Genomic DNA, 20,357 nt, shown 5'->3' with positions numbered 1-20,357 from the left:
CCTGCGGCCGCCGCCTGGTCCGCTCCGCGCGGCGGCTCCGCGCGGCCGTGGCGCATCCGCGCGATCCGCGCGCGGATCACCGGCTCGCTCATGCCCACCCCCTGTACGTGTTCTTGGACAGATCGCCGTATGGCTGCATCTGTTGATAGTAGGAGTACTACATCTTGTATCGGACATGCAAGCGAGCGGATCCTGGCAGGATGGTCATGTGCGCCTTGCCAACCGGAACGCGCGGCCGGTCCCATGGCTGCCGACCGGCCGCGGCGCGGACGCCGCACTGGCCGGCGGAGCCTTCGGGTCCTGGCCGCGATGACCCTCGTGTCGATCCACACGGGCCCGTCCTCGCGGATGCCCCTCCACAGCTGGGCGCTGCTGGCGGCCGCCTGCGGGGCGCTGTACTTCCGCCGGAGCCACCCCGTCGCGGTCGCCGCCGTCACGCTCGCCGCCTGCGCCGTCTACTACCCGGTCACCGAGCCGGACGGCCCGGCCGTGCTCACCTTCGTCGTCGCCCTCTACACGGCCGCGGCCGAGGGCCACCTCACCGCCGCCGTCGCGCTCACCGGGATCGCGGTGGCCGGGACCGTGGCCGCCGACCGCCGCGACGACGTCAACCACCTCGCCGACGCGGCCGGCTTCCTGCTCGCCGGCTGGTTCGTCGCCGTCGTGGCCATCGGCGGCGTCGTCCGCAACCGTCGCGCCTACCTGCGCGAGGCGCAGGAGCGCGCCCGCGTCGCCGAACGCGGACGCGAGGCCGAGGCCCGCCGCCGCGCCATCGAGGAGCGGCTGCGCATCGCCCGCGAGCTGCACGACGTCCTCGGCCACAACATCTCGCTCATCAACGTGCAGGCCACCGCCGCGCTGCACGGCCTGCACGGCGAACCGCGGCGGGCCGAGGACGCCCTCACCGCGATCAAGCAGGCCAGCAAGGACGTGCTGCGGGAGATGCGCGCCACGCTCGGCGTCCTGCGGCAGGTCGACGAGGCCGCCCCCGTCGCGCCGGCCCCGGGCCTCGCCCGGCTGGAAGAGCTGACCCGCGGCCTCGCGGCGGCCGGCCTGGAGATCCGCACCGAGATGGAGGGCGAGCCGCTCCCGCTGCCCGCCGAGGCCGACCTCGCCGCGTACCGCATCGTGCAGGAGGCGCTCACCAACGTCACCCGGCACTCCGGCGCGACGTCCGTCGTCGTCCGCGTCCGCTACGAGGCCGGCGTCGTCGTCGTCGGCGTCGAGGACGACGGGGCGCCGGGATCCGGCGCGCCGTCGGCGGACGGCAGCGGCATCCGCGGGATGCGCGAGCGCGCCGAGGCGCTCGGCGGCGGCCTCGACGCCGGCCCCGGCCCGGACGGCGGCTTCACCGTCCGGGCCCGCCTGCCGCTCTAGTCCTCGTCCTGCCCGGCGAGCGCCTCGTAGGCGGGGGCCAGCACGTCCGCCAGCGCGCGCCGCCGGACGCGGACCGGCGGGGGCGCGGCGACCTGGAGCACGAATCCCGGCGGGACGGGCGGCGCCGGCGGGCGCTCGCGCAGCCGGGCCAGCCCGGACGGCGGCGTCCAGAACCCCTCGGCGGTGAGCGGCTCCTCCCGCATCTCCAGCGGGTCGGGCTCGGTCCCGGTGGCGCGCCGCAGCGCGCCGAGCAGCTGCTCCCGGCGCCGGCCGTTCCACTGGAGGATCAGGAACGGATCGTCGTCGAACGCCTCGGCCAGCAGGTAGAGGACGGCGGCGGCGTGCTTGCACGGGTCGCCCCAGTCGGGGCAGTCGCACATCAGGTGCAGGTCGGACGCCGAGTCCGGGAACAGCGCGAGCCCCAGCTCGGCGAACACCCACTCGATCTCCGGCGGCATCTCCCCGGCCAGCAGCCGGGCCCGGAACAGGGCGCGGGACGCAAGCTCCGCCTCCACCGCGCGCCAGCCGTCCTCATCGATCGCCTCGATGCCGAGCGCCACCTCGTACGGCTCCGGCGCCGAGCCCCGCACCTTCGCGGTCACCTCGTACGCCTCCACCCGCAGGTCGAACGCGTTGCCCTTGCGCGCGTAGGCGCGGCCCCGCTGGAGGCGCCCGGCGTCGGCGAACGACTCCACCAGGTCGATGAAGCGCCGCGACCACCACCGCGCCCCGATCGAGCCCCGCCGGGTGCGCGCCCTGAGACCCTCGTCCATCTAGTCGCTCACCGCCTCGGGCGACAGCCGCAGCACGTCGCGCAGCTCGGCGACCGACAGCTCGGTCAGCCAGTCCTCGCCGGTGCCGACGATCGAGTCGGCCAGGGCCTTCTTGCGTTCGATCATCTCGTCGACGCGCTCCTCCATCGTCCCGACGCAGATGAACTTGCGGACCTGGACGTTGCGGGTCTGCCCGATGCGGAACGCCCGGTCGGTGGCCTGGTCCTCCACGGCCGGGTTCCACCAGCGGTCCACGTGCACGACGTGGTTGGCGGCGGTCAGCGTCAGGCCCGTCCCGGCGGCCCTGAGGGACAGCAGGAAGATCGCGGGCTCGGTGTCCGCCTGGAACCGCTGGACGAGGTCGTCGCGCCCCTGCTTGGACGTCCCGCCGTGCAGCCACAGCACCGGCCGTTCGAGCCGCGCCGCCAGGTAGGGCTGGAGCATCGACCCGAACTCGGCGTACTGGGTGAAGACGAGCGCCTTCTCGCCCTGCTCCAGTACCTCGGCGCAGATCTCCTCCAGCCGTTCGAGCTTGCCGGACCGGCCGGGCAGGCGCGAGCCGTCCTTGAGCAGCTGCGCCGGATGGTTGCAGACCTGCTTGAGCTTGGCCATCGTCGCCAGGACCAGCCCGCGCCGCTTGGCCTCCTCCGCCTCGGCGATCTGCTGGAGCATGTCGTCCACGGTCGCCTGGTAGAGCGACGCCTGCTCGGTCGTCAGGTTGCAGTAGACCTTGATCTCCTGCTTCTCCGGCAGATCCGAGATGATCGACTTGTCGGTCTTGAGGCGGCGCAGGACGAACGGCTGCGTCGCCCGCCGCAGCGCCAGCGCCGCCTGCTCGTCGCCCTCCCGCTCGATCGGGATCGCGTACCGCTGCCGGAACGCGCTCCGCGGCCCGAGCAGCCCCGGGTTCGCGAACTCCATGATCGACCACAGTTCGGTCAGGTGGTTCTCCACCGGCGTGCCGGTGAGCGCGATCCGGCTCCGCGCCGGGATGCTCCGCACCGCCCGCGCCTGCCGCGTCCCGCTGTTCTTGAGCGCCTGCGCCTCGTCGCAGATGACCCGCTCCCACGTGATCGGCGCGAGCATCTCCGCGTCCCGCGCCGCCGTCCCGTAGGTGGTGAGCACCAGATCCGCCGCCGCCACCGCCGCGGCGAGGTCGTCCCCCCGGTGCCGCCCCGTCCCGTGATGCACGTACACCCGCAGCTTGGGCGTGAACCGCGCCGCCTCCCGCTGCCAGTTCCCCACCAGCGACATCGGAAGGATGGCGAGCGTCGGGGCGGTCACTGTGCCATCTTTTCGTTCGTGAACTAGCAGTGAGAGAACCGAAATCGTTTTCCCGAGACCCATGTCGTCCGCGAGAAGGGCGCCGAGGCCGAGGTCGTTCATGAACGCCAGCCAGGCGAGCCCGCGCTCCTGGTAGGGCCGCAGCTCGGCGTCCAGGTCGTCGGGGGTGGGCAGGGGGGTGAGGCGGCGGTCGGCTTCGCCGGAGAGGAGGTCGCCGAGGGGGCCGGCGGCGTCGACCTCGGTCAGGGGGAGGGCGTCGTCGCCCGCGTGCACGATCGCGCGGATCGCCTCGGCGGCGGTCATGCGGCCGCGGCGCGGGTGGCGCAGGAAGTCGAGGGCCGCCTCCAGTTGGTGCTCGTCCAGCTCCACCCACTGGCCGCGCAGGCGGACGAGGGGGGTCTTCAGCCGGGCCAGCTCCTCCAGCTCGGCCTCGTCGACGCTCTCGTCGCCGATGGCGAGGTCCCAGCGGAAGTCGACCATCGACTTCAGGTCGAAGCCCGAGGGCGCCGCCGACCCGGCGGAGGCCTCCGGGTCCTCGTTGCGGGCGGTGAGCTTCATGCCGAGCTTCGCCTTGCCCGCCCACTGGGGGAGCAGGACGCCGAAGCCCGCGGCGGCGAGCATCGGGGCCGCCTGGCGGAGGAAGCGGAACGCGCCCGCCGTGTCGAGGAGGAGCTCGCGCGGGGAGGGGCCGTCCAGGGCGGGCGCCAGGTCGGGGAAGAGGCGCAGGGCGCGGCCGAGGCCGGCGAGGAGGGTCTCCTCGGCCTGCGGGATCGAGGTGGCCTCGCCGTCCCAGACCAGCGCGGCGGGGACGTAGAGGCTCGGGTCGTCGGTGCCCTGGAGGGCGAACTCGACGCGCCAGGAATCGCCGGGCTCGGCGTCCTCCTCGAACTGCTCGGCGCCCGGTTCGGCGAGGCGGAAGCAGGCGCGCAGCGGGCCGGACGGGCGGCGCGCTGCGGCGGCCCACGCGTCCAGCTCGGCGATCAGGTCGTCGGGGTCGTCGCGGGGTTCGCGGGCCACCTCGGGGGACGGGCCGGTCAGCGCCGCCACCCAGCGTTCGGCGAGGGGCAGCCGGTCGAGCTCCTTGCGCCGCGACACCAGCAGCGGATGCGGCACCACGCCCCGCACGGCCGTGTCGACCAGGGCCGACAGCGCCTCGCGCAGGACCTCGGCGGCGGGGCGCCCGCCGTCGGCCGCGCGGCAGGCGGCGGGCATGGCGCGGGCCAGCGCGCGGAACCGCGCCGGGTCGTCGATCACCGGGCGCCAGCGCGCCACGAGGTCGCCGTCCTCGCGCAGGAGGGCGGGCAGGACGTGGCCGCGCCCGGCGAGGTGCACCGCCTCGTCCGCGAGCATGCACAGGAAGCGCAGGTCGGTGCCCGCGATGACGTCGGCGCTGTGCTCGGCCGCCTGGAGCAGCGCCATCGCGGGGAACGGCGCGAGGACCAGGGCCGGGACCCGCCACGGGCGCAGCTCGGGCTCCTCGCGCACCGGCTCGGGGCCGAGCTCGGCCGACGGCAGCGGATGGTCGCCCGCCGTGGGGAGCGACATCTCCAGCTCGACGCGGAACGCGGCGCGCAGGAGGGACTCGTAGGACGTGCCGGTGAAGTCGCAGGTCGCGAAGGGGTGGACGTCCGGGGAGGGCTCGTACGGGCCGGTGCGTTCGGCCCACAGGCAGAGCGCACCGCCATGCCAGGTGGCGTGGGCGACGAGCATGGTCCCCGAAGCTACCAGCCGTCTCGGACGCCCCCGCGCCCCCGCGTCCTGACAGCCGTCACTCAGAGAATTCTCATATTGGTCAAATTCCCCTCTAACTCGACACAAGGAGGCTCCCTCCAGATCACTGTCCACGTGACGAGGAGGCTCCCGATGGCAGCGAACGGACAGGCGGCGGAAGGACAGGCGGCGGAAGGACAGGCGGCGAAAGGACAGGGCGGGGTGAGCCGCCGCGCGGCGCTCACCACGATGGGCGCCGCCGGGCTCGGCGCGGTCGGCGCGGCCGCCGGCGGCGTCGCCCTGGCGGACGACTCGCGGAGCAGGACCGGCGTCCCGGTGGCGGAGGTCTCGGGCGGGACGGGACCGGCCTGCGTGCTGTCCCCGGAGACCACCGAGGGCCCGTACTACCTGGACTACGAGATGCTCCGCCGGGACGTCACCGAGGACCGTCCGGGCGTCCCGATGATCCTGCGGGTCGCGGTCGTGGACACCACCGCCGGCTGCCGTCCGGTCAAGCGCGCCGCCGTGGACATCTGGCACTGCGACGCCGGCGGCGTGTACTCCGGTTACGAGGGCGACACGCTGCCGGGCGGGCCGCAGCCGACCGGCGACCCGACCGCCCCGCCCACGGGGACGCCGACCGGCCCGCCGCCCGGCGGCGGCGGGCACGCCGAGCCCGACAACGACCTGACGTTCCTGCGCGGCGTCCAGCTCACGGGCGGCCGCGGGACCGCCGAGCTCCGGACCATCTACCCGGGCTGGTACCAGGGACGGGCGCTGCACATCCACGTGAAGGTGCACGTCGGCGGCAAGGTCGACGCCGAGAAGAAGACGTACACGGGCGGGCACGTCAGCCACACCGGGCAGTTCTTCTTCGCCGAGGACCTGGCGGAGAAGGTCGCCGCGCTGGAGCCGTACAGGAGCAACACGGTCACGCGGGTGAAGCTGGAGGAGGACGGCATCTACCGGCAGGCGGGCTCGGGCCTGCTGACGATCCGCCCGGTGCACCGCGGCCGGATCGAGCGCGGGCTGCTCGCCACGATCACGGTGGGCGTGGACCCGTCCGCCGCACCCGGCCCCGCCTGACCGCGCCGGCCCGCCGCCGGACGGGGACGCCCGGCGGCGGGCGCGCGGCGGCCCGCTCGTTAGGCTCTGGGGCGTCCGCCATCGGGTTGCACAGGGAGGGTCGCCGTGGGCGAGTTCGTACGGGTCGAGGTCGAGGACGGGGTCGCGACGATCAGGCTGGACCGGCCGAAGATGAACGCCCTCAACGCCCAGATGCAGCGGGAGCTGATCGACGCGGCCCGGCAGGTGACGCAGGACGAGGCGGTCGGCGCGGTCGTGCTGTACGGGGGCGAGCGGGTGTTCGCGGCGGGCGCGGACATCAAGGAGATGGCCCCGATGTCGTACGCGGAGATGTCGGCGGGGCACTCGCGGCTGCTGCAGGACTTCGCCAAGGCGCTCGCCGCGATCCCCAAGCCGGTGATCGCCGCGATCACCGGGTACGCGCTCGGCGGCGGGCTGGAGGTGGCGCTGACCGCCGACTTCCGCGTGGCGGGCGAGGGTGCGAAGGTGGGCCAGCCGGAGATCCAGCTCGGCATCATCCCCGGCGCGGGCGGCACGCAGCGGCTGGCGCGGCTCGTCGGGCCGTCGAGGGCCAAGGACCTGATCTTCTCGGGACGGCACGTCGCGGCGGACGAGGCCCGCGCGATGGGCCTGGTGGACCGGGTCGTCCCGGACGACGCCGTCTACACCGCGGCCAGGGAGTGGGCGGCGACGTTCGTCGGCGGTCCCGCGATCGCGCTGCGCGCCGCCAAGCAGGCCATCGACCGGGGCCTTGAGGCCGACCTCGACACCGGGCTGGAGATCGAGCGGACGCAGTTCGCCGCGCTGTTCGCCACCGAGGACCAGGCGGCCGGGATGAAGAGCTTCATGGAGGAGGGCCCGGGCAAGGCCACGTTCACCGGCCGCTGAGTTCACCGTCGCCGGGCGCGCGGTCCCGCGCGTCGAGCACCTCGTCGGCGTAGCGCTCGGTCCAGCGGCCGAGGGCGGTGAGGGGTTCGAGCATCCCGCGCCCCGGCGCGGTCAGCCCGTACTCGACGCGCGGGGGCGCCTCGGCGTAGCGGCGGCGGCAGACCAGGCCGTCGCGTTCGAGGCGGCGGAGCGTCCCGGTCAGCACCTTGTCGCTGATGCCGCCGATCCGTTGCCGCATCTCGCCCGGACGCAGCGGGCCGTGCCGCAGCGTCCACAGCACGACGCCCGTCCAGGTGCCCGACAGCAGGTCGAGGCCGAGCCGCGTCTGGCAGTCGGCGATGTACTGGTACTCGTCCATGGTCTCGCCCGCCATCCTGCCCCTTCCGATACGCACCGGATGGTGCGGAACGGACCGCCTAACGTCCCGACCGACGGTAGACGAACGGGAGGACATCATGCGGATCGGAGTGCTCGGCGCGGGCGCCATGGCGGACGCGCTCGCCACGCAGTGGGCGCGCAAGGGACACGAGGTGCGGATCGGGGCGCGGACGCCCGCGAAGGCGGTCGCGCTGGCCGGCCGGATCGGGCACGGCGCGGCCGGCGGCACGCTGCGGGAGGCGGCGGAGTTCGGGGACGCGGTGCTGCTCGCCGTGTGGCACGAGGGTGTCCAGGACGTCCTGCGCGAGGCGGGGCCGCTGGAGGGGCGCGTGCTGGTCGACTGCACCAACCCGATGGAGCCGCCGTTCGAGCGGCTCAAGACGGAGGGCGGCCCGTCCGCGGCGCGGCGGATCGCCGACGCCACCGGCGCGCGGGTCGTCAAGGCCTTCAGCACCTGCCACGAGAGCGTGTGGCGGATGACGCCCCCGGCGTTCGCGGGGCGTCCGCTGGGCGTCCCGCTGTGCGGGGACGACGAGGAGGCCCTCGCCGTGGTGCGCGGCCTGGTCGGCGACCTCGGCTGCGTGCCGATGGACGGCGGGAGCCTGGAGAGGGCCGGGCTCCTGGAGGCCGCGACCGCGTTCCTGGTGGGGTTGTGGGTGGCGGGCGAGGATCCGTCCACGATGCTGCCGCCGCCCGAGTACGCTGGGGGCGACCCTGCGCGCACCTCAGAACTCGCGGGCTGAAACGTTATTTGTGTTTTTTGGGCGTGCTGTGGGGGTGTGTGGAGAACCGCCGCTAGCATCTGCCGCCATGCGACATGCGTACCGGACCGCGCTCGTGACGGGGGCGTCCAGCGGTATCGGCGAGAGCTTCGCCCGCCTCCTGGCCGGCCGCGGCGCCGACCTGGTGATCGTGGCCCGCCGGAGCGAGCGCCTGGACGGGCTGGCCCGCGAGCTCGTCGAACGGTACCGGGTGGCCGTGGAGGTGCTCGCCGCCGACCTCACCGATCCCGCGCAGCGCGCCGAGGTCGAGGGGCGGCTGCGCACCGAGCCGGTCGAGCTGCTGGTCAACAATGCCGGGTACGGCGCTTTTGGAGCGTTCGCGGAACTGCCGGTGGACGACCACCTGGCGCAGATCGAGCTGAACGTGGCCGCCCTCGTGCGGCTCACCCACGCCGCGCTGCCCGGGATGGTCGCGCGCGGCCGGGGCGGGGTGCTGAACGTCGCGTCGATGGCGGGTTTCACGCCCTCGCCCGGCAGCGCGACCTACGGGGCGACGAAGGCGTACGTGGCGTCCTTCTCCGAGAGCCTGCACTCGGAGGTCTCGGGGAAGGGCGTCCACGTGACGGCGCTGTGCCCGGGGTTCACCCGCACCGACGACGACGTCCCGGCCAACCTCCTCTGGCTGCGGCGCGAGGACGTGGCGCGGGCCGGCCTGGAGGCGGTGTCGGCCGGGCGCGCGCTGTGCGTTCCCGGCATGCAGTACAAGGCGGCGCTCCCGGCGCTGCGCCTCGTTCCGAGACCGCTGCTCAGGGCGGCCGTGAACCGCATGTGGCAACAGGCCGCCGACACGCGGTGACAAGACGTCACGCCGATTCGCGCAGATCTACAAAAGTTCCCGCGCGTTGCTTGTCGCGGTGCTGACTTGACGGGGCTCGCGCCGACTCGCGACGATCGAACCTACGCTTGAGTAGGTTGTGAACGGCCTGCTGGCGCCCGCAAAGACGACCTCGTCCAGCGAAGGAACCGCATGTCCCTGACCCCCGAAGAGAACTCCCAGACCGGCCTCATGCTCGACCTCGAGCCGGTGGTCGAGCAGGAACTGAACCGGCACCTGTCGATGGCCAAGGAATGGTTCCCGCACCAGTACGTCCCGTGGAGCGAGGGCCGCGACTTCGACGGGCCGCTGAACGGCGAGCCGTGGTCGATCGAGCAGTCGAAGGTGACCCCCGAGGCGCGCGACTCGCTGATCGTCAACCTGCTCACCGAGGACAACCTGCCCGGCTACCACCGCGCCATCGCCACGGTCTTCGGCCGTGAGGGCGCCTGGGGCACGTGGGTGAACCGCTGGACCGCCGAGGAGAACCGGCACGGCATCGCCCTGCGCGACTACCTCACCGTGAGCCGCGCGGTCGACCCGGTCGCGCTGGAGCGCGCCCGCATGCACCACATGGAGGCCGGCTACGAGGCCGACCACGGCGACTCGTTCCTGCACGGGACGGCGTACGTGTCGTTCCAGGAGCTCGCGACCCGCGTGTCGCACCGCAACACCGGCAAGGCGTCCGGCGACCCCGTCTGCGAGCAGATGATGAGCCGCATCGCCGCCGACGAGAACCTCCACATGATCTTCTACCGGAACCTGATGGGGGCCGCGCTGGAGGCCGCCCCGAACGAGACGATGCGGGCGATCACCGACGTGGTGACGACGTTCCAGATGCCCGGCCACAGCATCGACGGCTTCCTGCGCAAGTCGGTCGTCATCGCCAACGCCGGCATCTACGACCTGCGGCTCCACCACGACGACGTTCTCGTCCCGGTGCTGCGCAAGTGGGGCGTCTTCGACCGCACCGACCTGACCGGCGACGGCGAGAAGGCCCGCGAGGAGCTCGCCGAGTTCCTGGAGCATCTCGACGCCTCCGCGACCAAGTTCGAGACCCGCCGCGAAGAGCGCCGCGCCCGCCAGGCCGCGCGCAAGGGCTGACGAACCGGGAACCTGAGGGCCGCTTTCCGGCGTCAAAGGGTGCATGGGGACGCACAGGCGACTGGGCGGATATCGGTTACTGGACGAGATCGGCCGGGGGAGCACGGCGGTGGTCTACCTGGCCATGGACGCCGGCGGCCGCGAGGTCGCGGTCAAGGAGCTCGTTCCGGAGCTCACGGGGGAGCCGGAGGCGATCAGCCGGCTGGCCCGGGAGATGCGGGCGCAGGCGCGGGTGCGCAGCGCCTACGTCGCCCGGCTGCTGGACGGCGCCGTCACGGCGCGGCGGCCGCACGTGGTCATGCAGTACGTGCCGGGGTGCCCGCTGAACGACCTCGTCTCGGCGTACGGGCCGCTGCGCGGCGACCGGCTCGCCCGGTTCGCGCGGCGGCTGGCGCTGGCGCTCGGGGACGTCCATGACGCGGGCGTGCTGCACCGCGACGTGTCGCCCGGCAACATCATCGTGCTGGGCGACCGGCCGACGCTGATCGACTTCGGGATCGCGCACGAGTCCGGCGCGGAGCAGATCACCAGGCGCGGCATGGTCGTGGGGACGCCCGCCTACCTGGCGCCCGAGCTGATCGAGGGGGAGCGCGCCACCACCGCGTCGGACGTGTTCTCGTGGGCGTCGACCGTGGCCTACGCGGCGACGGGCCGCCCGCCGTTCGGACGCGGGTCGCTGCACGGGGTGTGCTTCAGGATCCTGCGCGGCCAGGCCGACCTCGACGGCGCGCCGGAACCGCTGGCGGGGCTGCTGCGGGCGGCGCTCCGCCGCGACCCGGCGCAGCGCCCTTCCGCGCGCTGGTTCGCCGGGGCGCTGGCCGCCGCGGCCGAGGGGGACGGGGTGGTGGCGGCCTGATGGCTGGATCTCCTCTACAGGATGGGCAAGGGTAAGGTTTCGGAAACGATGAAGGGAGCCGTCACGTCCGGGGACCGTATCGGCCACTACAGCGTCCAGCAGACCCTGGGGGAAGGGGGCATGGGCGTCGTCTACCTCGGCGCCGACCCCGAGGGGCGCAACGTGGCCATCAAGGTGCTGCGGCCCGCGGTCGCGGGAGACGCCACGGCGCGTCGCCGGCTGGCCCGCGAGGTCGACTCGATGCGCAGGGTGCACAGCCCGAACGTCGCCGAGATCCTCGACGCCGACGTGACCGCCGACCAGCCCTACATCGTGACCCAGTACGTGCCCGGCCGCACGCTGGAGGAGATCGTCGAGGAGTCCGGCCCGATCTACGGGCCGGCGCTGCAGCGGCTCGGCGTGGGGCTGGCCTCGGCGCTGTCGGCGATCCACGGCGCCGGGATCGTGCACCGCGACATGAAGCCCGGCAACGTGATGCTCGTGGACGGCGAGCCCGTCGTGATCGACTTCGGCATCGCGCAGGCCGCCGACGCGACCCGGCTGACCGCGACCGGCATGGTCATCGGCACCCCCGGCTACCTCGCCCCGGAGATCATCGAGGGCGAGGACGCGGGCCCGCCGTCGGACGTGCACGCCTGGGGCGGGACGGTCGCCTACGCCGCGACCGGCCGCCCGCCCTTCGGCTCCGGCACCTTCGAGTCGATCTTCTACAAGATCATGCAGAGCACGCCCGACCTGGACGGCGTGCCCGAGGCGATGCTGCCCGTGCTGCGGTCGGCGATGGGGCGGCACCCGGCGGAGCGCCCGACGGCGGTCAACCTGGTGCAGCTCACGCGCCGCATCCATCTCGAAGCCACCATCACCGACCAGACGCGCGTCGACCGGCACTACCCGGCGGCGGGCGCGGCCGGGGCCGCCGGCGCCGCGGGCGCCGCCGGCGCGCTGGGGGCCGCGGGGCCGGAGGATCCGGCGGCCGACCACTCCCGGCAGTTCTCGATGCCGACGCCGTCACCGCACGACCCGCCGTCGCCCGGCACATCGTCGTCGACGCCTGGGATGCCGGTCCCCGCGCCCGTCCCGTCGCCCGCCCCCGTCCCGGCGCAGCCGAAGGACTTCGTGGGCCAGCTGCCGCCCGCCGCGCCGCCGCCCGTCCCGCCCCCCGGGCCCGCGCCGTTCAAGGCGGGGGAGCAGTACGGGCAGCGCGGCTACGGGCAGCCCGCCGCCCAGGGCCAGGGGCCCTACCAGGGCGGCTATCCGCCGTCGCAGTACGGGCCCCCGCCGACCCAGCCCCCGCCGGCCCAGCCGCCGCAGGGCGCGCTCCAGCGCGGGCCCTACGAGCGTCCCGACCAGGCCCGCCCCGACCGGGCCGGCGGGTCCGAGCGCGACAAGGAGCGGCGCAAGCCCTACGGCTGGTACCGGGTGCTCAGCTTCATCGTCCTGGTGGCGCTGCTCGGGTTCGCCCACATCGCGCCGCTGCTCGCCCTCGGCGTCACCGTCGCCGGGGTGTTCGTGCTGCGGATGGGCGACAAGGCGGCCAAGGGCATGGAGGGCCGGCAGACGCGGCGGGGCCCGCGCTCGGGCGACGCCGTCGCCGCCGCGTTCCGGACGCCGCTGCACCTGCCCGGCGCCCTGATGTCGACCGTGCTGTGGACGTCGCTCAGCGGCGTCGCCGGGCTGATCCTGCTCGGCGTGCTGATCTTCGCGAATCCGGAGATGACCGCGTCCAAGGCCATCGCCTACACCGCCATGGCGGTGATCGGGCTGCTGTGCCTCGCGCCGGGCAGCGGCGCGCCCCGCCGCCAGCTCGCCCGCGTCTGGGGCGCGGTGCTGCCGCGCGCGGAGGCCGCGCTCGTCGGCGCCCTCATCCTCGGCATCTTCGCCGCGGTGCTGGTCGGGCTGTCGCAGCGGCAGCCGCCCGACACCACCCCGGTGGACGGGATGAGCCAGGACCTGGAGAGCCTGCGCGCCGACGTCCACGACCTCGTGGCGAACATCCCCGGAACGTGACGCGCGGCGCTCCGGCGACGGGGCGCGGGCCCCTCTCCGGTCGGTAGGGTGGCGACCCATTATGAGCGGTGAGACGAGCCACCAGGCGCACATCGGTCCGTACCGGCTGCTGTCCAGGCTGGGCGGCGGGACCGGCGGCGCCCACCGCGCCGCGGGCCCCGACGGCCGCGACGTGGCGATCCGGCTCCTGCCGCCGGGCGCCGCCCCCGACGTCCCGCTGATGCGCGAGGTGCTCAGCCCCTACGTGGCGGACGTCCTGGACGGCGAGGCCGGCGGTCCGCGCCCCTACGTGGTGTTCCGGTTCGTCCCCGGGCGCGCGCTCGCCGAGACGGTCGAGGGGCGGGGGCCGATGTCGGGGGACGCGCTGCGCCGCATGGCCTTCGGGCTGGCCAAGGCGCTCGCCGCCATCCACCGGACCGGCCTGGCGCACGGCGAGCTGGGGCCGGGGACGGTCCTGGTCGTGGACGAGGCTCCGGTCGTCGTCGACTTCGCGCTGACCGCGGGCGCCGACGCCGGCGACGACGTCCGCGCGTGGGCGGCCACGGTGGCGTTCGCCGCCACCGGCCGTCCGGACGCGCCCGCCGAGGCCCTGCCCGCCGGCCTGCGCCCGCTGGTGGCGGCCGCCTCGCATCCGGACCCGGGCGCCCGCCCGTCGGCGGCCGAGCTGGCGGAGGCCGCGTCCCGCCTGGAGCTCCCGGCCGCCTCCGTCGTCCCTCCCGCCGCCCCGGCGCCGGCGTCCGAGACTCCCGCCTCCCCGGTCCGCCCGGCCGCGCCGGGCCCCGCCCCCGAACGGGAGGCGGCGGCGCACGAGACGGCGGTGGCGCAGGGCTGGGCGCGGCTGCTCGCGGCGATGGTGGTGGTGGCCGGCGTGGGCATCGTGATCATGCTGCCGATCGCGGGACTCGTCCTGACGCTGGCCGCGGTGACGCTGCTGCGGGTGGCGGGCACGACGGCGCGCGGCTGGGCGTGGGCGTTCGGGCGGACGCTGCTGACCGTCCCCTACGCGGCGGCGTTCACGGTCGCCGTCCCGCTCGGGCTCGCCGCGGCGTCGGCGGTCGGCGGGAAGCTGGACTCGCTCACGGCCTGCGCGTTCGGCGCCGGGGCCGGGGCCGCGGTGCTGTGGACCGCGCCGGGCGTCAGCGCCCCGCGGCGCCAGCTGGAGCGGATGTTCCTGCCGGTGGCGCGGCGCCCGCGCGCCGTCGCCGCCGCGGTCGTGCTCCTCGGCGTGCTGTGCCTGCTCGTCGGCGTCGGCGCGATGACCATGACGCCGAGCTTCTCCCCGACCTACGGACTGCAGCGGACGCTGGAGGGCTCCATGGACCGCCTCCAGCACGCCGTCAACAGATTTTGAGGCGTGATGTCCGGCACGTCCGTTTCGGAACGCGGTACGCACCGCAAACCCGCCGGGCACGTGGGCAAGGTCTCACGAACTGGGATTTGCCAGCAGGCTACCGGCGAGTAACATAGACGTGCACGGCCGAACCGGGGACCCGGCTCCGAAGCACGTTCGGGTGTTTGGCAGGCTGTGACTGCGAAAGCGCACGCCCGCGTCGACTCGTCATGGGCGGCGCCCCTCTGCCGCTTACCTCAGCGGCCAACTGAGTGCAGGGAGGTCGGCCACCGGCCATGAACATCGTCGTCCTGGTGAAGCAGGTTCCCGATACGGAGAGCCCGCGCAAGCTGAAGTCAGATGACAGCACGCTCGACCGCGCCGCGGCGGACGGCGTCATCAACGAACTCTGCGAGTACGCCATCGAAGAGGCGCTGCGCATCAAGGAGGCCCACGGCGGCGAGGTGACCGTCCTCACCATGGGCCCTGGCAAGGCCACCGACTCCATCCGCAAGTCGCTGGCGATGGGCGCCGACAAGGCCGTCCACCTCCTCGACGACGGCCTCGCGGGCTCCGACGCGCTGCAGACCTCGTACGCGCTGGAGCAGGCGATCGGCCGCACCGGGTTCGACCTGGTCGTCCTCGGCGCGGAGTCCACCGACGCGCGCACCGGCATGATCGCCGCGATGCTCGCCGAGCGCCTCGGCGTCCCGCAGCTGTCGCTCGCCAACAAGGTCGAGATCGACGGCACGTCCATCAAGGTGCAGCGGCAGACCGACTACGGCTTCGACCGGGTCGAGGCCACCCTGCCCGCGGTCGTGTCCGTCGTGGAGAAGATCAACGAGCCGCGCTACCCCTCGTTCAAGGGGATCATGGCGGCCAAGAAGAAGCCGGTCGAGACGCTCGGCCTCGGCGACGCCGGCATCGACGCGTCCCGGGTCGGCCTGGCGAACGCCTCGACCGAGGTGGTCGACTTCGCCGAGGCGCCGCCGCGCGCGAAGGGCGAGATCGTCACCGACGAGGGCGACGGCGGTGCGAAGATCGCCGAGTTCCTCGCGTCGAAGAAGTTCGTCTGACCGAGGAAGGGGATTGCAGATATGGCCGAGATTCTCGTCCTCGTCGACCACGTCGACGGTGAGGTCAAGAAGGTCACGCTCGAACTGCTGACGCTGGCGAACCGGCTCGGCGAGGCCGCCGCGGTATGGGTCGGTCCGGGCTATGAGAACGCCAGGGACAGGCTCGCCGAGTACGGCGCCGGCAAGGTCTACGTGGCCGCCGACGAGGAGCTGACCTCCTACGTCGTCGCCCCGAAGGCCGCGCTGCTGGCCCAGCTCGTGGGCGGGAAGTCCCCGGCCGCGGTCCTGGTGGCCGCTACCGGCGAGGGCAAGGAGATCGCGGGGCGCCTCGCCGTCAAGACCGGCTCCGGCGTGCTCACCGACGTCGTGGACGTCGCCGACGGCTTCGTCGGCGAGCACTCCATCTTCGGCGGCGCGATCATCGCGCACGCCAGGGTGAGGACGGGCACGCCGATCATCGCGGTGCGGCCGAACTCCGTCGCCCCCGAGGCGTCCCCGGCCACCCCGGCCGAGGAGCAGGTGTCGGTCACGCTCTCGGACGCCGACAAGGGCGCCCGGATCGTGGAGAAGGTCGTCCAGGAGAAGGGCGAGCGCCCGGACCTGACCGAGGCCGCGATCGTGGTCTCCGGCGGCCGCGGCGTCGGCGGCGCCGAGAACTTCAAGATCATCGAGGGGCTGGCCGACTCGCTCGGCGCGGCCGTCGGCGCCTCCCGCGCCGCGACCGACGCCGGCTGGTACCCGCACTCGTTCCAGGTCGGCCAGACCGGCAAGACGGTGTCGCCGCAGCTGTACATCGCGGTCGGCATCTCCGGCGCCATCCAGCACCGGGCCGGCATGCAGACCTCGAAGACCATCATCGCGGTCAACAAGGACCCCGAGGCGCCGATCTTCGAGCTCGTCGACTACGGCGTGGTGGGCGACCTGTTCCAGGTCGCGCCGCAGCTCACCGAGGAGATCAGCAAGCGCAAGTGATCTCGCGCGGGCCCGGCGACGTCCCGTCGCCGGGCCTTAGCCGTTCAGGAGCGCTCGGGCGACGGGTACGGGACGGCCCTGAGCAGCGCGGGCTTCACCATGTCGCCGATCTCGGCGTAGGGCAGGACGGTGTCGAGCTGGCCGCACGCCGACTCGTATCCCAGGGTCGAAAGGTAGAAGGCCACGCGCAGGCCCGCCGGGGTCAGGGCCATGGTGACGTCGCCCGACGTGACGAAGGCGGACGGGTTGTCGGTGCCCTGCGGCAGGCCGGCGCCGCCCGCGCCGCCCCTGCCGCAGTAGGCGCCGCCGGGCTGCGTCGCCTTGATCTTGCCGTCGAGCGGTGCGAGGCCCTGCCCGGTCGGGACGCGGAACAGGTCGAGCGGCCGGTAGGACGCGCCGGTCCGCAGGTCGACGGTCGCCGCCTGGGACTGGTCCCAGCCCGTCCCGCGCTCGCCGCGCAGCTCGACGGTGTACCAGACCGACAGCAGCCGGTCGTTCCGCATGAGGATCTTCGGCGTGGAGACGTCGGTGTAGGAGCCGCGGCCGATGTCCTCGAGGCCGCCCCGGATCTTGGCCCAGCGCTGTTCGAGCGGCGCCCGCAGCGCCTGGTTGATCTTCCGGGCGAGCCCGGCGTCCCCGCCCGTGACCCGTACGATCTGCCCCTGCGCCTGGAACGTCATCCTGCCGCCGATCTCCTGGCGCGGCTCGTTGAGCGCCACCAGCCGCGCCGTCACCGGCTTGGGCGCGTCATCCGCCGTGGCGACGTAGACCGCCGCCCCGCCGCCCACGGTCACGGCGGCGGCCCCGCCCGCGACCGCGGCGGCGCCCTTCGCGCCGAGCGTGCCGATGACGCCCTTGCCCGCAGCGCCCGCCGCGCCGGCGCCGCCCGTCCCCACGGCGCCGCCCGACCCCGCCGCCCCGGCCGCGCCCGCCGCTCCGGCCGCCCCCGCGCCGGCGCCGCCCGAGCCGAGGCCGAGCGCGGTCAGCGGGAACAGCACCGACAGCGCGGCGGCGGCGCCCGCGAGCGTGCGGACGCCGCGCCCCTCCCAGTCGGACCCGTACGCGCCCGCCGCGACCGACTCCAGCTCGGAGACGAACGCGGCGGCGCCCATCGGACGGTCCCACGGGTTCTTCGCCAGTCCGCGCTCGATCAGCGGGCGGAGCGGACCCGGGACGTCCCGCGCCGGGATGGGGGCCGCGAGGTGGCGGTCCATCAGCTCGGTCTGGTCGCCGGCGGCGTACGGGCGGCGTCCCGTCACGCACTCGTAGAAGACGCACGCCGCCGCGTACACGTCGGTCGAGGGGGAGGCGGGCTCGTTCCGCCACTGCTCGGGGGCCATGTAGACGGGCGTGCCCGACCGCCCGGACGCGCCCGCGTCCACCGCGATGCCGAAGTCGATCAGCTTGCTCAGCCCGTCGCCGCGCACGATCACGTTCGCGGGCTTGTAGTCGCGGTGGACGATGCCGAGGCCGTGCGCGGCGGCGAGGCCGAGCAGCGATCCCTTGAGCACCGCCAGCGCGGCCTCGGGCGCCAGCGGCCCCCGCTCGGCGAGCACCGCCTTCAGCGGCGCCCCGTCCACCGCCTCCATGACGATCGCCGCGCCGTCCGGCGACTCGACGAGCCCGAACAGCTGGGCGACGAACGGGTTGCGCAACCGGCTGAGCAGGTCGGCCTCGCCGCGGAACCGCTCGCGGAAGCCCGCGTCCCCGGCGAGGGACCGCGCCAGATACTTGATCGCCGCCGCGCGTCCCGTCGCGTCGTGCCGCGCGAGCACGACGCGACCCTGCGCGCCCTCGCCGAGCACCCGCAGCTCGCTGTAGCCCGGAACCCGCCATCCGTCCATACCGCCCCCACACACACCGTCGTGGAAGGGGTTATATCGGAAGGCGGCCTCAGGCGGCGATCGGTTCCGCCCGCGAGTCGCCGGGCGCGGGAGCCTCCGCGGGCTCCGCCGGGGCGGGGACGGAGACGTCCGCGGTCGTGCGCAGCGGCGCGTACCGGGCGCCCGCCGCGATCAGCAGCGCCAGCACGACGACCACGCTCACGCCGACCCGCAGGGACGTCGCCTCCGACAGGAAGCCGACCACGACCGGGCCGAGCAGCAGGCCGCCGTAGCCCATCGCGCCGACCTGGGCGACGGCCGCGCCGGGGCGGTCCGGGGCGGCGGAGCCCGCCAGCGAGATCGTCGTCGGGACGACCGTGCAGACCACGAGCCCGGTCACGAAGAACCCGGCGATCGCCACCGCCGGGACCGGCGCCAGCACGACGACCGTCATGCCCACCGCGGTGCCGAGGCCCGCGCCGACCAGCAGCCGGCGGGTGCCGACCCGCATCCGGACGCGGTCGCCGACGAGCCGCCCGAGCAGCATCGCCAGCTCGAACACCGGGTAGCCCGCCGCGGCGACGGCCTCGGTCGCGCCGAGCTCGTCGTGCAGCAGCAGCCCGCTCCAGTCGGCGATCGACCCCTCGGTCATGAACGCGATGAACGCGAGGGCGCCGATCAGGTAGACGGCGGGCGGCAGCCGGCGCGCGGCGCGTCCCGTCCCGGACGCGGCGGGCGCGACGGGGTCGGGCAGGTAGGTGCGGCCGAGCGCGAGCCCGGCGGGCACCGACAGCAGCGCCGTGACCAGCACGGTCTCGGTGAACCCGAAGCCGGCCGCGGCCGTGGCGACGCCGAACAGGCCACCGCTCATCGCGCCGACGCACCAGCCGGCGTGCATGCCGCTCATGACGGACCGGCGGTACGCCTGCTCGACGACGCTGCCCTGCGCGTTCATCGCGATGTCGGTGATCCCGAACGTCATGCCGAACAGCGCGACGGCGCCGAGGAGCACGCCGTAGGTGGGGGCGAGCGCCACCGCCGCGTAGGACAGTCCCGTCAGCGGCAGGGCGACCCGCAGGACGCCGCGGCTGCCGGCCCGCGCCATCACGCCGCGCAGCGCCTGCATGGCCGCGATCGCGCCGAGCCCCCAGACGAGGACGACGATGCCGATCTCGCCCTCGTTCGTCCCGAACTTGCCGGCCAGCGCGGGCATGCGCGCCACCCACACTCCGGTCAGCAGACCGGCCAGCGCGAAGGTCAGGAACGTCCCCGAACGGGCACGGAACAGCATTGTTCACCTCTTTCTCGGCTCGGCGGGGCGCACCCCGGCGTGACATGCGTCTTCGTTGTGAAGCGGGTCGTTGTGAAGCGGGTCGTGTGCAAAGCGGGTCGTGTGAAGCGGGCGGCATGACGCGCGTCCGGGTGTGACGCGCGTCATGGAACGCTCCAAACCCGTGCGGGTCCGGAACGTCCGGAAGGTCGGGCGGGGCGCGTGCGGCGCCCCCGGGTCAGCGCTCCAGCAGCTCCAGCAGCCGCAGTCTCAGCGCTCGGAGCTGTTCGGCGTCGTACAGCCCGGGATCATGGCTGACCACCTCCCAGAGGCCCTCGGCCGCCAGCCTGACGACCGCCGCGTTGCCCGGGTCGGGGCCGTCCGCCGGGTCGGGCGCGTGCCAGCGGCGCATCGCCTCGTTCAGCGGCTCGGCCTGCTCGGGGTCGGCGGCCGCGGCCGTGATGGCCGACCACCGCCGGTAGGCGCGGGCCTCACCGGTGAGGATCTCGAACGTGGCCTCGACGTAGGCGCGGGTGTAGGACCCCGGCGTACCGTCGTCGTGGGAGGCGATCAGGCCGTCGAACTCCTCGATGACCCGCGCCACCATGGCCCGGACGAGCTCCTCCTTGGTGGGGAAGTGGTAGAGCAGCCCTCCCTTGCTGACGCCGGCGCGGTCGGCGACCGCGCTGAGCGTCAGCGCCTGCGTCCCCTGCTCGAAGAGCACGGACTCGGCGGCGTCCAAGAGGGCTTCCCGTTTCATGACGTCCTTACTGTACCGGCTGGACGGTATACGAGCCAACCGCGGGCTGCCCGTCGCTATTCCGCCA

The 20,357-nt window shown here is 74.2% G+C and carries 17 protein-coding genes; 11 read left to right on the top strand and 6 right to left on the bottom strand.

Going from position 1 to position 20,357, the window contains the following annotated elements; translation table 11 throughout:
• Positions 1-309: 309 nt before the first annotated feature.
• Positions 310-1,377: a sensor histidine kinase gene (locus ACQEU6_RS18195; RefSeq protein WP_499333421.1), complete on the top strand. Its 1,068-nt coding sequence runs from the start codon at positions 310-312 to the stop codon at positions 1,375-1,377.
• Here ACQEU6_RS18195 and ACQEU6_RS18190 read toward each other — a convergent pair.
• Together ACQEU6_RS18190 and ACQEU6_RS18185 are read right to left on the bottom strand one after the other, a co-directional pair.
• A complete protein-coding gene (locus ACQEU6_RS18190) occupies positions 1,374-2,150 on the bottom strand; it encodes an SWIM zinc finger family protein (protein ID WP_499333419.1) in 777 nt (258 codons plus the stop codon). The two genes, ACQEU6_RS18195 and ACQEU6_RS18190, sit on opposite strands and share 4 nt — an antisense overlap.
• Positions 2,151-5,144, bottom strand: a complete 2,994-nt coding sequence (locus tag ACQEU6_RS18185) for a DEAD/DEAH box helicase (protein ID WP_499333417.1) — start codon at positions 5,142-5,144, stop codon at positions 2,151-2,153.
• 153 nt (positions 5,145-5,297) lie between these two features.
• Here ACQEU6_RS18185 and ACQEU6_RS18180 point away from each other — a divergent pair, with 153 nt between their 5' ends.
• Complete coding sequence (locus tag ACQEU6_RS18180) at positions 5,298-6,230, top strand: intradiol ring-cleavage dioxygenase (RefSeq protein WP_499333416.1); 933 nt, start codon at positions 5,298-5,300, stop codon at positions 6,228-6,230.
• A gap of 105 nt (positions 6,231-6,335) precedes the next feature.
• On the top strand, positions 6,336-7,118 hold the full coding sequence (locus ACQEU6_RS18175; protein ID WP_499333414.1) for an enoyl-CoA hydratase/isomerase family protein: 783 nt from the start codon (positions 6,336-6,338) through the stop codon (positions 7,116-7,118).
• Here ACQEU6_RS18175 and ACQEU6_RS18170 read toward each other — a convergent pair.
• On the bottom strand, positions 7,105-7,491 hold the full coding sequence (locus ACQEU6_RS18170) for a winged helix-turn-helix transcriptional regulator (RefSeq protein WP_499333412.1): 387 nt from the start codon (positions 7,489-7,491) through the stop codon (positions 7,105-7,107). The genes ACQEU6_RS18175 and ACQEU6_RS18170 overlap by 14 nt on opposite strands.
• Positions 7,492-7,573: 82 nt before the next feature.
• Between ACQEU6_RS18170 and ACQEU6_RS18165 the strand changes: the two genes are divergently transcribed.
• From ACQEU6_RS18165 to ACQEU6_RS18130, 8 genes are all read left to right on the top strand, one after another.
• The gene (locus tag ACQEU6_RS18165; RefSeq protein ID WP_499333410.1) at positions 7,574-8,239 is read left to right on the top strand and encodes an NADPH-dependent F420 reductase; all 666 of its coding nucleotides are present in this window, start codon (positions 7,574-7,576) and stop codon (positions 8,237-8,239) included.
• A 67-nt stretch (positions 8,240-8,306) separates the two neighbouring features.
• On the top strand, positions 8,307-9,074 hold the full coding sequence (locus tag ACQEU6_RS18160) for an SDR family NAD(P)-dependent oxidoreductase (RefSeq protein WP_499333408.1): 768 nt from the start codon (positions 8,307-8,309) through the stop codon (positions 9,072-9,074).
• Between the two features lie 171 nt (positions 9,075-9,245).
• Positions 9,246-10,196 carry an acyl-ACP desaturase gene (locus tag ACQEU6_RS18155; protein WP_499333405.1) on the top strand — a complete coding sequence of 317 codons (951 nt, stop codon included), beginning with the start codon at positions 9,246-9,248 and terminating at the stop codon, positions 10,194-10,196.
• A 43-nt stretch (positions 10,197-10,239) separates the two neighbouring features.
• Positions 10,240-11,052: a serine/threonine-protein kinase gene (locus ACQEU6_RS18150; RefSeq protein WP_499333402.1), complete on the top strand. Its 813-nt coding sequence runs from the start codon at positions 10,240-10,242 to the stop codon at positions 11,050-11,052.
• Between the two features lie 48 nt (positions 11,053-11,100).
• On the top strand, positions 11,101-13,059 hold the full coding sequence (locus ACQEU6_RS18145) for a serine/threonine-protein kinase (protein WP_499333400.1): 1,959 nt from the start codon (positions 11,101-11,103) through the stop codon (positions 13,057-13,059).
• 61 nt (positions 13,060-13,120) lie between these two features.
• Positions 13,121-14,410, top strand: coding sequence for a hypothetical protein (locus tag ACQEU6_RS18140; protein ID WP_499333398.1), 1,290 nt, complete (start codon positions 13,121-13,123; stop codon positions 14,408-14,410).
• 275 nt (positions 14,411-14,685) lie between these two features.
• Entirely contained in the window at positions 14,686-15,465 is a 780-nt protein-coding gene (locus tag ACQEU6_RS18135) for an electron transfer flavoprotein subunit beta/FixA family protein (RefSeq protein ID WP_499333395.1), read from the top strand.
• A gap of 21 nt (positions 15,466-15,486) precedes the next feature.
• On the top strand, positions 15,487-16,437 hold the full coding sequence (locus tag ACQEU6_RS18130) for an electron transfer flavoprotein subunit alpha/FixB family protein (RefSeq protein ID WP_499333393.1): 951 nt from the start codon (positions 15,487-15,489) through the stop codon (positions 16,435-16,437).
• Between the two features lie 44 nt (positions 16,438-16,481).
• Here ACQEU6_RS18130 and ACQEU6_RS18125 read toward each other — a convergent pair whose 3' ends face one another.
• The 3 genes from ACQEU6_RS18125 to ACQEU6_RS18115 all read right to left on the bottom strand — a co-directional run bounded on the left by ACQEU6_RS18125 (position 16,482) and on the right by ACQEU6_RS18115 (position 20,290).
• Positions 16,482-18,281: a serine/threonine-protein kinase gene (locus tag ACQEU6_RS18125; RefSeq protein ID WP_499333391.1), complete on the bottom strand. Its 1,800-nt coding sequence runs from the start codon at positions 18,279-18,281 to the stop codon at positions 16,482-16,484.
• A gap of 49 nt (positions 18,282-18,330) precedes the next feature.
• Entirely contained in the window at positions 18,331-19,551 is a 1,221-nt protein-coding gene (locus tag ACQEU6_RS18120; RefSeq protein WP_499333388.1) for an MFS transporter, read from the bottom strand.
• A 217-nt stretch (positions 19,552-19,768) separates the two neighbouring features.
• Positions 19,769-20,290 carry a TetR/AcrR family transcriptional regulator gene (locus tag ACQEU6_RS18115; RefSeq protein ID WP_499333385.1) on the bottom strand — a complete coding sequence of 174 codons (522 nt, stop codon included), beginning with the start codon at positions 20,288-20,290 and terminating at the stop codon, positions 19,769-19,771.
• Between the last annotated feature and the right edge of the window lie 67 nt (positions 20,291-20,357).

This window comes from Spirillospora sp. CA-108201, from assembly GCF_050936235.1.
Classification (GTDB): domain Bacteria; phylum Actinomycetota; class Actinomycetes; order Streptosporangiales; family Streptosporangiaceae; genus Spirillospora.
The sequence above is the reverse complement of the archived record's forward strand: the minus strand, read 5'-3'. Positions and strand labels throughout refer to the sequence as shown.

Excerpts from the sequence above, each read along its gene's own strand:
- ACQEU6_RS18195 (WP_499333421.1), top strand. The coding sequence starts at position 310 with ATGACCCTCGTGTCGATCCACACGGGCCCGTCCTCGCGGATGCCCCTC.
- ACQEU6_RS18190 (WP_499333419.1), bottom strand. The coding sequence starts at position 2,150 with ATGGACGAGGGTCTCAGGGCGCGCACCCGGCGGGGCTCGATCGGGGCG.
- ACQEU6_RS18185 (WP_499333417.1), bottom strand. The coding sequence starts at position 5,144 with ATGCTCGTCGCCCACGCCACCTGGCATGGCGGTGCGCTCTGCCTGTGG.
- ACQEU6_RS18180 (WP_499333416.1), top strand. The coding sequence starts at position 5,298 with ATGGCAGCGAACGGACAGGCGGCGGAAGGACAGGCGGCGGAAGGACAG.
- ACQEU6_RS18170 (WP_499333412.1), bottom strand. The coding sequence starts at position 7,491 with ATGGCGGGCGAGACCATGGACGAGTACCAGTACATCGCCGACTGCCAG.
- ACQEU6_RS18165 (WP_499333410.1), top strand. The coding sequence starts at position 7,574 with ATGCGGATCGGAGTGCTCGGCGCGGGCGCCATGGCGGACGCGCTCGCC.
- ACQEU6_RS18160 (WP_499333408.1), top strand. The coding sequence starts at position 8,307 with ATGCGACATGCGTACCGGACCGCGCTCGTGACGGGGGCGTCCAGCGGT.
- ACQEU6_RS18155 (WP_499333405.1), top strand. The coding sequence starts at position 9,246 with ATGTCCCTGACCCCCGAAGAGAACTCCCAGACCGGCCTCATGCTCGAC.
- ACQEU6_RS18150 (WP_499333402.1), top strand. The coding sequence starts at position 10,240 with ATGGGGACGCACAGGCGACTGGGCGGATATCGGTTACTGGACGAGATC.
- ACQEU6_RS18145 (WP_499333400.1), top strand. The coding sequence starts at position 11,101 with ATGAAGGGAGCCGTCACGTCCGGGGACCGTATCGGCCACTACAGCGTC.
- ACQEU6_RS18140 (WP_499333398.1), top strand. The coding sequence starts at position 13,121 with ATGAGCGGTGAGACGAGCCACCAGGCGCACATCGGTCCGTACCGGCTG.
- ACQEU6_RS18135 (WP_499333395.1), top strand. The coding sequence starts at position 14,686 with ATGAACATCGTCGTCCTGGTGAAGCAGGTTCCCGATACGGAGAGCCCG.
- ACQEU6_RS18130 (WP_499333393.1), top strand. The coding sequence starts at position 15,487 with ATGGCCGAGATTCTCGTCCTCGTCGACCACGTCGACGGTGAGGTCAAG.
- ACQEU6_RS18125 (WP_499333391.1), bottom strand. The coding sequence starts at position 18,281 with ATGGACGGATGGCGGGTTCCGGGCTACAGCGAGCTGCGGGTGCTCGGC.
- ACQEU6_RS18120 (WP_499333388.1), bottom strand. The coding sequence starts at position 19,551 with ATGCTGTTCCGTGCCCGTTCGGGGACGTTCCTGACCTTCGCGCTGGCC.
- ACQEU6_RS18115 (WP_499333385.1), bottom strand. The coding sequence starts at position 20,290 with ATGAAACGGGAAGCCCTCTTGGACGCCGCCGAGTCCGTGCTCTTCGAG.